Below are 12,077 nucleotides of genomic sequence, written 5' to 3'. Positions count from 1 at the left end.
TCTCCGTACAATAAACAAAAAAAGCCGCATAAAGCGGCTTTTCTTTTAGGCTTGATCTGTCGGCACTGTGTCTACAACATTTTCCGTGCTTTCCGAGGCTTGGTTTTGCTCTTCAGCTTCCATTTTTGCACGTTCAGCTTTGGAGATATAACGCGGCTTATTGCTCTTATGTAGCTTAGCGTTGTGCTTCTTCTGCTTCGCTTTTAAGATCTGATTGATTTTCTTCTTGCGGTTCATGGTGGTGGTCCTTTAATTTAGCGGGGCAGGATAGTTATTTTTTTATCAAGTTACAACTAAATAAGCCATTACGTCGGTCGCAAGATTCAAGTACGTTTCTATGCCCAATCATCTCTCGCGTTTTAATGGAGTCAAAATGAAAACACTGATCACTGAACGTTTGATATTACGTCTTGTGAGTGTAGATGATGCACCATTCATATTAGAACTTTATAACCACCCAGACTTTTACCGTTTTGTCGGAGATAAACAAATTCGTACTGAATATGAAGCGGCGCGTTATATAAAAGAAAACATGCTACGCATGCAAAAAGTTAAAGGCGTGAGTTTACTCGTAGTAGAGAAAAAAGACGATGGACAACCGATCGGTATTTGTGGGCTAGTTAAACGTGACAAATTGCAACACTACGATCTTGGGTATGGTTTTTTACCTTCTGCTTATGGTTGCGGCTACGGAGTCGAGTCGGCAACCGCGGTGCTGGAATATGCTCGAGGGGAAATGAAACTCGATAAGTTGGCTGCCATCACCAACAATGACAATATTCGTAGTATAAGTTTGCTCAAAAAACTGGGCTTTGAGTTTGAACGAGTTGAGCAGCAATACGATAATGGTCGAACGTTAGAACTTTACACAATGACGTTGTGATTTTTGGAAGCTCATGAGCGATATTTTACTTGGCAAGCTCGCCACTGAATTTAAGACGGTAAAAGCCATGGTAGAGGTTTACTGTCACGATCACCATGGAACAAAAAGTGACTTGTGCTCAGAATGTCGTGAGCTGCTTGAATACGCAGAAGTTCGTCTTGACCGCTGTCCTTATGGAGAGAATAAACCTACGTGTAACAAGTGTCCGATTCACTGTTATAAACCGGACCCGAAAGAGCAAATGCGTTTGGTGATGCGTTACTCTGGCCCCAGAATGCTACTGAAACATCCCATCTTGGCGGTTCGTCATTTACTTCATGAAAAGCGCACGGTACCGGAAAAACCTGCAGCGAACGCGTCAAACCGTCACAAACGTTTATCTAAACAAAAACGCGAAGAATAAAAAACGAGGGCGACATGCCCTCGTTTTCGTTGAGTAGAAGTTGCGTGGTTAGAGGCCAGCGGCCATACGCTGCTTAGTTTTGCTCGCTGCAAGTAGCATGTATACGCCAGTCGCAACTAAAGCGGCAAACAAGTAGCCTAGTAAGCCATGTTCTTGGCCCATAAATTTATCAGCCACAACCGGGCCAGCAACAGAGCCAATGCTGTAGCTGAACAGCATGACTTGTGTAGCAGAGACAATAAAGCGCTCATCAAGTCCTTCACAACCTAAGTTGATCGCAATTGGGTACAAGGCAAAAGTAGCTGCACCTAAAAAGAATAAAGCAGCAGCTAATACCACGGCTGACGATGAAATAAAGGTCAAACCGATCGAAAAAATACCCAAAATACAGAAGAACGCCATTAGCACTGTGCGGCTCATGTATTTGTTCAATGTGGTCACCATTGGTTGAACCAACATGCCACCTAGGATCACTAATGCCATCAATGTACCAATGTCTTGATGGTTGATTTTACGGTTAGTGAGCTCAACAGGCATTAATCCGTAGATCGCGCCTAAGGTCAAACCTGATACAACACAACCAATAATTGCAGCATGGTTTAGCTTGGCAATTTGCTTAAATGACAAAGCGGTTGATTCATGGCTCTTTGGTTGTTCACACTCAATAAACATCAGCACCAACATCGCCATTAGGATCAGCGTTGTGATTGCAATGAACGGAACACCGCCACTTACGCCAAGTACACCAATGCCAAATTGGCCTAATGCAGAACCGCCATAAAGCGATAGCATGTACAAGCTCAAACGTTTTGCACGTGATGCTTCGTCGCCAGACATTAGCCAAGATTCAACAATGACAAAAACGCCCGCAACGGCAATACCTGCGATAAAACGAGCAGCAAGCCACACTAACCCATTAGCAAAAACGGGTAGCGTGACAATCGTTAGCGAGAATGCCGCTAAGCAGCCAATAAACGCTTTACGGTGACCCACTTGACGCACGACACGTTCAATAAACATCGCGCCGACCAATAAGCCGCCATAAAAAACACTCGCCAACCAACTCGCATAATCTGCTGAGATGTTGTATTCACCGAGCATGAGAGGGATCAAGCTCATTAAATAGCCCGAAGCCACCGCATAAAGAGACAGTGCGACGACTGGAACTGTAACTCGTGGTGATGCTGCAGGAACGACTGTGTTTTCCACTGTTTTGCGCCTATAAGTTAAATGAAATCTATGGGTTATTCGGCGCGAATATGAGGCTAATAGTTAGGCAAGTAAAATGATTAATTTAAGTCGTTTCGACAAATAATATTTGTTAAATAGATAGGTCGATAAGTTGCATAAAAACGCCAACCTACCAGTGAGGTTGGCGTGGAGAATTACTTATTAAGTGCTTGATTTAACCATTGATCAAACTGACTTTTCGGTAGCGCACCATTGATCATATCAACGCGTTGACCGTTCTTGAAAACCATGATGGTAGGAATGCTTCGAATGCCAAATTGTGCAGCGAGCGCTTGTTGTGCTTCTGTATCAATCTTTACAAAACGAGCCGTTCCTGCTTGTTCATGAGCGACATCCGAGAAAACAGGGGCAAAACCGACGCACGGATTACACCAAGGGGCCCAAAAGTCGACGACAACAGGCGTATCACTTTGTAATAGGGCAGAAAAGTTATCTTGCGTTCCTTCGATAGGCGCGCCATCAAAAAGTGCACTTTTACATTTACCGCAAGTTGCAGACTCTGCAACACGCTCATTAGGGACACGATTCAGACCGCCGCATGAAGGGCAGCGAGTTTTAAACGATGACATGACTTCTTCCTTTATTACGTATTGATGAAAACATGACTTACCAGTCAGCCTCATTATTTGTATACTTATTTTTTAACCTGCCGAAATAACGCAGAGCAGGTTTGTATTTGAGCCTAAGGTTCTAAGAAATTTTATTAAAATACAACAATAAATAGGTCTGCGATGACAAATTACTACGCTGAAATTACAGGTTGGGGGAAATGTGTTCCTCCTGCCGTGCTCTCTAACGATGATCTTAGCACTTTCCTTGATACTTCAGATGAGTGGATTCGTACCCGCACCGGTATCGAAAACCGCCGTATTAGCCATGTAAATACTTCAGACATGGCAACCGTTGCTGCCAAACACGCATTGGCGCGCGCGGGCGTTGACGCCAGCGACGTTGATTTAATCATTGTGGCGACTTGTTCTCCGGATTCACTTATTCCAAACATCGCATCTAAAATACAGCAGAACTTGGGCATTCGCTCTGCGGCGGCCTTTGATTTAAATGCCGCATGTACGGGATTTGTCTACGGCCTTGAAACGGGCACACGTTTGATTCAATCAGGTAACTATCGCAACGCGATCATTATTGGCGCGGAAAGATTGTCTTTCTACATCGATTGGGCCATGCGAGATACCGCTGTTCTATTTGGTGATGGCGCGGGCGCCGTTGTGTTATCAAGAACAGAAAAAGAAACGGGTCTACTGCAATCTCAAATTGGTTGTGACGCTAAAGGTCGCGATATTCTTTCCGTACCAAAGTTTGGTACTTGTATGGACCGTTTTGCGGAAGACAACGGTTACTGGGATTTCAACTTTGTAGGACAAGAAATTTTCAAACGTGCGGTAAAAGGCATGGGGCTAGCTGCGAAAACCGTGCTTAAAGCATCACAGTTAACTACCGATCAAATCGACGTTGTTATTCCTCATCAAGCGAATATTCGTATTATTCAAACCTTGTGTGACCTGTCTGGGATCCCACACGACAAAGCGTTTGTGAACATCCAAAACTACGGCAATACTTCTGCAGCGACGGTGCCAATTGCATTGTGTGAAGCGGTAGAGCAAGGCCGAGTTAACCCAGGTGATAACATGCTTCTTGCTGCATTTGGTGCAGGTTTGACATGGGGTGCGGCAGTATTGAAATGGGGTGACCGCGTAACGCCAATTGGTGAAAGTGATGCGGCTCTGCCTGAATGTGAGCAATCCGCGCTAGAATTGCTTGAGCGTGCCATTAAGCTGTGTAACGAGCGCCGTCGCGACGAGGCGTAACGGACACTCAGCGGAAATGATATTGAGAAGGGAGCGTAAATGCTCCCTTTTTCATGACATGTTAATTAAGAGCTTATTAAAGCAGCTTAAGACATAAAACCAAGGTTTGAATTAGCGAAGTTGCGGATATTCGGGAACACGTATTCCAGTGCCGCGTTATCACTCACGCCCATCCATTGCGCGAGGGTTGAGCCCACTTGATCCGCTGCAATTTGGGGTATGAGTCGACCTTGAGAATAGTCATCGTTTCCACCCAATACTAGTTCAGGCCATGTGCCGATAGGTCGCTGACCATTCACCGCGCCTCCAATCAATAGTTGATGACCACCCCAACCGTGATCGGTGCCGTTACCGTTGCTTGTCATCCGTCGACCAAAGTCAGACATTGTAAAAGAGGTGACTTGCTTGTTTAGCCCCAACCGCGCAATCGCACGATACATTGCTAAGAGGTTAGTTGCTAGATCTTCGAGTAGTACGGGGTGTCGAACTAATTGAGAATCGTGTAGGTCGTAGCCAGAGTGTTTAACGAAGAAGACTTGTCGTTGTTGCTTTAACACATCTTGGCTTGCGATCAATTTATAGACGGTTTGCATCTGCTTGCCGAGTGTTGATGAGGTGAACAGCGGCGCGTCATCAATATGATTGAGTTGCTCGCTTAGCACACGGCTCATCATCATCGACTCATCAACCATCAAATTAAAGTGACCACTAAACGGATTCTCTGTTTGATGAGAAAGCAGTTGGTCATAGATCCCCTTGTATAGCGGGTTATCAACCGCGGTAAGCTGAACCGCACGGTCTTTTTCAGCACGGTTTGGCGGTGTTCCATCGCGCGTAACCAAAGCGAGTTCCCGTGCACACTGTATAGTGGGGTTATTTCTGATTCAGAAGTTAATACGTCCAACATTCTGCCCGCCCAACCCAAGTTGCTAGATTCTTGCATACCACCAAGTAACCAAGCGTCAGTTTGTGAATTGTGGGAAAACAGTTGCTCGGGAAGTGACGCTTCACCTAGCTCAATCGCTTGTTTTGTAACGGGATGGTTGAGAATGCCGCTATTGAGCACGATATTGGCATCGCCTTGTTCGAAAATTGAAGACAGCGCCTTTAGTTTGGGGTGTAAGCCAAGTTCTACCAGATTATCCGAGCTATCGGCGGTACGCAAATTGATAGGGAGTATGTCGTCTTTAGCGACAGAAAGAGCACCTCTGACTTTGGCATATTGGTTATAGTGCGCGTCAGACAACGGCAGTACAGTGTTGAACGCATCGTTTCCACCTGCTAAATAAACACATATCAATGCTCGAAAGTCATTGGATGGCGCCGCGAGAGAATAACCCGGTAGACCAAGCGAAGCTAAAGCGCCCATCGATGCAGTGCTTTTTATAAAATGTCGTCGTGAAATATCCATAATCCACTCCTAATCCTGAATATAGAATTCATCGCCGGAAATGGCGGTAAAAATCACCAAAGCGAGCTTTGTTGTTGGCACATAGTCCTCACGATATTCATCTAACACGGTGAGCATGAGTTTTTTTAATTCCGCCGAGGCCGTTCCAGCGAAGAAGCGTTCGTTAACCAGCTCGACTAAGGCATCGTGATCATCCAAAAGAAGATAGAACTCGCCGAGATCGAGTGTGTAGGAATCACCGCCGCCTCTGCGAGAGCTGGTCAACATATAGTTGACCAAATCGGTATAAACGGACCAGTTCAGTAGCTCATACTCCGGAGAGCTAATACCAGACTCCGTAAACTCGTTAGATGGTTGGTAGTCAGGAGAGTAAAAATTAAATACGGAAGGAGAACGAAGAGGTCCTTGATTGGCGATATTCATCATCGTAGTAGCGTCTTCGTAACGTGTAGATTTGATTGTAAAACCCGCTGCTCGATGAAAATTAGTTAGGACCAGTATTGGCTCTTTCACTTTTATTGGCGGGGTATCTGTCATGCCTAGAGCCTCAGAATCGAGCAAGATGGCATGAATGACCGCGTTTAAATCTCCTTTTTCTCCTTCGCCATTGTTATTGAATACCGAAGCAACACGTGCGATGTACTCCGGACTTGGATTCGAAGTTACAAAACGTTGGATAAGTAGCTTAGAAACAAACGGCGCCATGTTTGGATGAGACATCAAAATATCGATCACTTTTGAAAGCTCTTCTTGCGCAGTTAAACCAGCAGGAATTGTGTTACCAAGCAATCGTTTCTCGCCACCATCGTGTCGGTGGTTGATGACTCGCATCGGTTCGACAAACGCTAAATCGGCATTTTTCCACCCAGTTAATGCTCGAGCGAGCTCTTGAATATCCGTTTGGGTATATGTGGGGATAGGCTTACCCGTTGTACGATCAAGCTTTTTACTGCCATCAATATTCAGTTCATACAAGCCTAGGGTGAACAGCTGCATCAACTCTCGAGCGAAGTTCTCATCAGGTAATGCACCCGTCGTGTTGTTCTCTTTTGCGCTACCGAGCATGGACAAATAGCTGCCCATAACAGGATGAATGGAAACGTCATATAATAAATCTCGGTAGTTGCCAAAAGCGTTAGCAATCAATACATCATAGTAGTCGACTAGACCAGTGGGCTTACTGGAAAGAACACCGCCATAGCGAGAGACCACTAAGATCTGGCTTAATGCATACGCCATGCGCTGTCTGAGTTGATCATCAGCAGTAATAACAATTTGATACCAAGCGTTTTCTCGATTGGATTGTGCGCCTTTGGAAAAAGGTGTCCGATAGAGCGGTTGATGATAGGTGGCAGGAAGGTAGATTTGTTGAGATATCCAACTTTCCATCCCGACTTCTTCTACCTCATCAATTAATGTTGGTGTTGGCCCAAAAGTGCTCTGATAGAGGAAACGCGCAACGGTTTGATCGGAGGGCGTTAGTTCCATTTCTGCTGGTACTGAAGGGACGTAACTTAGTAATAAGATAATCAACCCTAGTACCCAACAAGAGATTTCATTTTGTTTCTGACGTCTCATAGTTAACTCGCTTACCCGAGGGAACGACTTAAATCCATTTAACGGGAGTGATTAAGCTCATTTGAGCTAAATAATAAATTTAGAAAAATCAAGCAGCTGCAGGAATGAGTATAGTCTCTATAAGTGACTAACAAAAAACTCAATCTATGAATTTGGTACTTTAGTGCTAGATGTTTTTGATATTTATTTAGGTAACGTACTGATATTTAATATCGCGTGAGAATAGGGTCAAACAGTGATATAGCGAGGAATGTGTGGTGATACTGCAATAATGCGGTCAACGTGAGAGTGATGCAATTATTAAGTCTGCCATATAACTTAAACCAATTTATGAGCTAATAAATAAAGAAACTTTATTGGCACAAGAGAAAACCGCATGGGTGTTCTCTTGTACAAAGTAAAAGGATTATTTTCTAGCAAGTTTATGGTGAGCACGGGAGAAGTGATCGGCACAAAATGCGCCAACAATCGAGAGTTCGCCAGCCAGACAAAGCGCAGCTGCGACTTCGGCTAAGGCTTTCGCTTTGCCGTTGCCGTGCAAACCTAAAATATCCAAACATGCTTTTTGCGTAGGAAGGCCAGTGCCCCCGCCAACCGTTCCCACCATGATGTTTGGCAAGGTTACGCACGCGTACAAGTTGCCTTGAGCGTCCACATCCATACGAGTGATACCAATGGCAGACTCTGCAACACAAGCGGCATCTTGACCGCAAGCAATGTACAGCGCGGCAAGAGCGTTTGCGTAATGCGCGTTGACGCCAATTGTCCCGCTGAGTAAACCGCCCACCGTGGTCATTTTGCCAAATTGAACCATAGACTCCGGCGTTGTATGTAGATATTTTTCCACCAACTCTGCTGGAATGGTCACTTCGGCGGATACTTTCTTACCGCGTACCGAGCGCAGCGTGTGCGCGTTTGGTTTTTTGTCACCTGATAAGTTGCCATCCAAGAATGCTTGAGTTGGTTTGATTGGGCTGGTCGCCAAAATATGATGGAACACTTCGTTTGTTGCGATGGTCACCATGTTTTGTCCGGAAGCGTCACCGGTCACGTATTCAAAGACCAAATAAACGTGGTTTCCTTCGATATTTACATTGATGTCTTTGAGTTTGCCATGTGAGGTGGTGGATTCCGCAATTTGACGAAATACTTCAAACTGGGTAACAACCCAACTGACGAACTGGCCAGCGCTTGCAAGGTTATTAAAGGCGAACACTGGTGTTCGGCTCACCCCTTCACTCAGCAACAATGCGCTCGCGCCACCAGCGGCGGTAATAAGACTTGCGCCACGGTTGTAGGAAGCGACTAACGCGGCTTCTGTCGTTGCGAGCGGAACCAAAAAGTCATCGTTCGCATACAATCCATTGACGCGCAAAGGGCCTGCGATGCCGACCGGCACATTGACAGTACCAATGAAGTGCTCGATGTTGTTGGAGTAAGCGTCGCAATGTGACTGCGTGAAAGGATCAAGAAGATGATCTTTATTGGTCACGTGTTCCAATACTTGCCAACGGCGCGCCAAATGCTTATCCGATAGACCAGGGCTTAAGCAGAGACGTTTCTCTGGCTTGTGAAACTTCGGTTCTAATGCCGATTGAATCTTACTGCTGGTTTCGATATCGGAAAGGGCGGAGCTTTGAACAGGGTTATCTTGGTTTAACTTCGGCATACAAACGTTAACTGAAAAATCGAACCAGAGATTGTAGTGATTGAGGCTTTGATTACAACGTTGATTATACGTTTTGCAACAAATACCACTGTGTGAGCGCCTTTGTTATCCAAGTAATTTGATATTGGAGCGGAGGATTTACCAGAAATAAATTGGTTTTGACAATGAGTGCTGTAGTGACAGAAGAATCGGGGGGGTTAGAGAACTTAGATGGTTTAGGCCGCTGCGGATTTGAGTCGAAAAAATGTAAGCATGAGTGCCTTAAAAGCGGACTGGCTCAATCTATGAAAGGAATCAATTGTCTAACCCAGTCCCTTGGGTCAGACGCTAGTTTGAATCAGTTGTTCAAAAACTAGTTGAAGGCGCGAGCCACACGTCCCGCACTTTGAATGCGATAATGGCCAACGTAAGCAGGAACAAATACAGATTGTCCTTTCGCGGCGGTTAACGTCTCACCGTTATCACTGATGAGTGTCAGTTCGGCATCAATCGCCATCAAAATCTCTGCGCTGTTTGCCTCAACCACGTCGTGATTCGGTTGGTTAAGAATGCTGAAACTAAAGTCTGCGACTGGAACGGGGTAAAGGCTCTGGCAACCATTGGCATTGGGTTCTAAAACAAGGCTGTCAAAAGGCTTAGGCACAAAATCTGTGCATTTAACCAGTTCTTCAACATCCATATGTTTCGGCGTGAGTCCTGCACGCAAAACGTTATCTGAGTTCGCCATGATCTCTAATCCCGTACCTTTAATGTAAGCGTGTGGCGTTCTTGCGCTCAGGAACATCGCTTCGCCAGGCTGCAGCGTGATGACATTCAACAGTAATGGCGCAAACAAGCCGACATCGCCGGGATATTGAGTGGATAGATCCAAGATGAGCTGGAAAACGTTGCTGTCAGTGCCTTGCTCCGAGTCAGTGCCTTGTTCCGATTGACGTGAAGCGTGGGCAAGAAGCTGTTTCAGTGCTCGCTCTTTTGTTTCTCCCTCCATGGTCAGAATGTGCACAAAGAAATCTCGTAAACCTTGTGAGTTGATTTCGCGTTTGAATGTGTCAAGAGGCGCGCGTAGCTCATCGATATCGCAAAGGCTAAATGCCTCAATAATCTCGGCATACGAGCGAAAACCGTTCATGGCTTGGTAACTTGTCAGCGCGTACACCAACTCAGGTTTGTGGTTTGGATCTTTGTAGTTACGATGGCTCGCGTTTAGTGGGATGCCAGCACTTTGCTCTTTTTCGAAACCTACCTCGGCATCTTGTTTGCTCGGGTGAACTTGAATCGACAGCGCGTGTTCGGCCGCTAAGATCTTAAACAGAAAGGGCAGGTCGCCAAATTTCGCTGCGGTTTCTGCTGATAAGTAAGCGGGTTGGTTTTGTTTGATCAGTTCAGACAAAGGCAGCGTGTTTTGCTCAATCTGAACTTCAGAGCAGCCGTTTGGGTGAGTACCCATCCATACTTCTGCTTGAGGCTCATTCGTTTCGTTAGAAAAGCCAAACAAATCGTGAATAGAAGAGGTGCTTCCCCAAGCGTAGTTTTGGATTTTGTTGTTCATTTGAAAGAAGCTATGCGATGAAATAGTGTTCAAATTCATGAATTTTTCCCATAGTTAACCCTCCGAACTGAATCGGAAGAAAAATTGAGCAGAGATACGTTAAATAAGGATGGCGAGCTCGGTTAGGTCACTCGCCAATTTGCCCGAAGGGCGATAAGTCGATTTACAATCGAGGTTTTGGTTCGAGTGGTTTTCGTGATGGTTGCGCTTGCAAAAATGGCAACAACAAAAGGCCAATGACGGCTGCACAAACTGAAATGGTGATGAAGAAACCCGTCCAATGATATTCTTCAAGAATTAACGCCAGTGGATAGCCAGACAATGCTGCGCCCATGTAGGCGAACAAGCCCACGAATCCTGTTGCCGCGCCGGCAGAATCTTTGTGAGAGCACTCCGCCGCCGCCATACCGATCAGCATTTGTGGCCCAAAGACAAAGAAACCGATGGAGAACAATCCCGCCGCTTGGAATGCAAAGTTGGTCAGAGGCATCAGCCAAAGCGCAGAGACAGATAAGAAAATCCCAATCGCGAACAGCAAGTTCATTGGCCCACGGTTACCGCCAAAGAGTTTGTCTGAGCCCCAACCCGCAACCAATGAACCAACAAAACCGCCGATTTCAAACATCGACAGAGCAGCGTTGGCGTTAATCAGGCTATAGTGATGCTGCTCGGTTAAGTACAGGTTTCCCCAGTCATTGATTGCGGTTCGGACGATGTAAACCAACACATAACTGAACGCGAGCAGCCAGATGTATTTGTTGTTAAATACGTACGATTTCAGAATTTCGCGGTAGGTGAGGCCACGTCCGTAATTTTCTTGCGCAAGTTCTAGTGCGTCGTTGCGCCATTGTCCGACACTTGGTAAGCCCATTGTTGTGGGTTTGTCGCGTAACCGCCAACAAACGAATAGACCGAGCAATACCCCGATGATGCCGGGTAGAATAAAGCCTTCACGCCAGCTGTAGTGCAACGTTAAATAGCCCACCCAAATAGGGATCAGCGCGCCACCAACGTTGTGTGCGGTGTTCCAAATCGCCCATAAGAAGCCACGCTCGGAGCGTGAATACCAAGTGGTTAACAGCTTGGAGCATGAAGGCCAGCCCCAGCCTTGGAACCAGGCGTTTAAGATCCACAGAGTAATGAAAGCCGCGAGTGAGCTAGAAAAACCGAACGCGATATTGACCAGACCTGTCGCAATCAATCCTAATCCCATGAAATAACGAGGGTTAGAGCGATCTGAGATCGTACCGGAAATAAACTTCGAGCAGCCGTAGGTAATGTAGAAAAGCGTGCCTATAAGACCCAAATCGCCTTTATCTAAGCCAAGATCGGTAATCATAGCTGGTGCGGCGTAGTTAAAGGTCTTACGGGTAAAGTAGAAACCTGCGTAGCCGATGTACATCCCCAACATAATGTGCAAACGCCAATGGCGGTAACGCTGGTCGATTTGCTCGTTGCTTAGACTCGGTTGAGTAAATTTAGGTGAACGTAAAAATCCAAACATCTT

General features: G+C 45.8%; 10 protein-coding genes and 1 pseudogene. 3 read left to right on the top strand and 8 right to left on the bottom strand.

Annotated features, from left to right (window positions below; translation table 11 throughout):
• Nucleotides 1–45 precede the first annotated feature (45 nt).
• Nucleotides 46–237: a DUF2986 domain-containing protein gene (locus FR741_RS19880; protein WP_012842232.1), complete on the bottom strand. Its 192-nt coding sequence runs from the start codon at nt 235–237 to the stop codon at nt 46–48.
• A gap of 136 nt (nt 238–373) precedes the next feature.
• Here FR741_RS19880 and FR741_RS19875 point away from each other — a divergent pair, with 136 nt between their 5' ends.
• Nucleotides 374–883: a GNAT family N-acetyltransferase gene (locus FR741_RS19875; protein WP_167427530.1), complete on the top strand. Its 510-nt coding sequence runs from the start codon at nt 374–376 to the stop codon at nt 881–883.
• 13 nt (nt 884–896) lie between these two features.
• Nucleotides 897–1,286 (top strand): nitrous oxide-stimulated promoter family protein, encoded by a 390-nt coding sequence (locus tag FR741_RS19870; protein ID WP_048625082.1) that lies wholly within the window; start codon nt 897–899, stop codon nt 1,284–1,286.
• A 48-nt stretch (nt 1,287–1,334) separates the two neighbouring features.
• Here FR741_RS19870 and FR741_RS19865 read toward each other — a convergent pair whose 3' ends face one another.
• On the bottom strand, nt 1,335–2,495 hold the full coding sequence (locus FR741_RS19865; protein WP_167427529.1) for an MFS transporter: 1,161 nt from the start codon (nt 2,493–2,495) through the stop codon (nt 1,335–1,337).
• A gap of 176 nt (nt 2,496–2,671) precedes the next feature.
• Complete coding sequence (trxC, locus tag FR741_RS19860) at nt 2,672–3,106, bottom strand: thioredoxin TrxC (protein ID WP_005394579.1); 435 nt, start codon at nt 3,104–3,106, stop codon at nt 2,672–2,674.
• Nucleotides 3,107–3,268: 162 nt separating this feature from the next.
• Between trxC and FR741_RS19855 the strand changes: the two genes are divergently transcribed.
• Entirely contained in the window at nt 3,269–4,363 is a 1,095-nt protein-coding gene (locus FR741_RS19855) for a ketoacyl-ACP synthase III (protein WP_005394577.1), read from the top strand.
• Between the two features lie 86 nt (nt 4,364–4,449).
• Here the strand turns inward: FR741_RS19855 and FR741_RS19850 are convergent.
• From FR741_RS19850 to uhpC, 5 genes and pseudogenes are all read right to left on the bottom strand, one after another.
• Nucleotides 4,450–5,774, bottom strand: a pseudogene (locus tag FR741_RS19850) (DUF1501 domain-containing protein).
• A 9-nt stretch (nt 5,775–5,783) separates the two neighbouring features.
• Nucleotides 5,784–7,352 carry a DUF1800 domain-containing protein gene (locus tag FR741_RS19845; protein ID WP_167427528.1) on the bottom strand — a complete coding sequence of 523 codons (1,569 nt, stop codon included), beginning with the start codon at nt 7,350–7,352 and terminating at the stop codon, nt 5,784–5,786.
• A gap of 406 nt (nt 7,353–7,758) precedes the next feature.
• Complete coding sequence (locus FR741_RS19840) at nt 7,759–9,021, bottom strand: hydroxymethylglutaryl-CoA reductase (RefSeq protein WP_167427527.1); 1,263 nt, start codon at nt 9,019–9,021, stop codon at nt 7,759–7,761.
• Nucleotides 9,022–9,373: 352 nt separating this feature from the next.
• Nucleotides 9,374–10,609, bottom strand: a complete 1,236-nt coding sequence (gene manA / locus FR741_RS19835) for a mannose-6-phosphate isomerase, class I (protein WP_167427526.1) — start codon at nt 10,607–10,609, stop codon at nt 9,374–9,376.
• Nucleotides 10,610–10,733: 124 nt separating this feature from the next.
• Nucleotides 10,734–12,074, bottom strand: coding sequence for an MFS transporter (uhpC, locus tag FR741_RS19830; protein ID WP_005394568.1), 1,341 nt, complete (start codon nt 12,072–12,074; stop codon nt 10,734–10,736).
• Nucleotides 12,075–12,077: the final 3 nt, after the last annotated feature.

The organism is Vibrio diabolicus (assembly GCF_011801455.1).
Lineage (GTDB): Bacteria > Pseudomonadota > Gammaproteobacteria > Enterobacterales > Vibrionaceae > Vibrio > Vibrio diabolicus.
The sequence above is the reverse complement of the archived record's forward strand: the minus strand, read 5'-3'. Positions and strand labels throughout refer to the sequence as shown.

What these genes read in the sequence shown, in the direction of transcription:
- FR741_RS19880 (WP_012842232.1), bottom strand. Translation starts at nt 237, where the DNA reads ATGAACCGCAAGAAGAAAATCAATCAGATCTTAAAAGCGAAGCAGAAG.
- FR741_RS19875 (WP_167427530.1), top strand. Translation starts at nt 374, where the DNA reads ATGAAAACACTGATCACTGAACGTTTGATATTACGTCTTGTGAGTGTA.
- FR741_RS19870 (WP_048625082.1), top strand. Translation starts at nt 897, where the DNA reads ATGAGCGATATTTTACTTGGCAAGCTCGCCACTGAATTTAAGACGGTA.
- trxC (WP_005394579.1), bottom strand. Translation starts at nt 3,106, where the DNA reads ATGTCATCGTTTAAAACTCGCTGCCCTTCATGCGGCGGTCTGAATCGT.
- FR741_RS19855 (WP_005394577.1), top strand. Translation starts at nt 3,269, where the DNA reads ATGACAAATTACTACGCTGAAATTACAGGTTGGGGGAAATGTGTTCCT.
- FR741_RS19845 (WP_167427528.1), bottom strand. Translation starts at nt 7,352, where the DNA reads ATGAGACGTCAGAAACAAAATGAAATCTCTTGTTGGGTACTAGGGTTG.
- FR741_RS19840 (WP_167427527.1), bottom strand. Translation starts at nt 9,021, where the DNA reads ATGCCGAAGTTAAACCAAGATAACCCTGTTCAAAGCTCCGCCCTTTCC.
- manA (WP_167427526.1), bottom strand. Translation starts at nt 10,609, where the DNA reads ATGAATTTGAACACTATTTCATCGCATAGCTTCTTTCAAATGAACAAC.
- uhpC (WP_005394568.1), bottom strand. Translation starts at nt 12,074, where the DNA reads ATGTTTGGATTTTTACGTTCACCTAAATTTACTCAACCGAGTCTAAGC.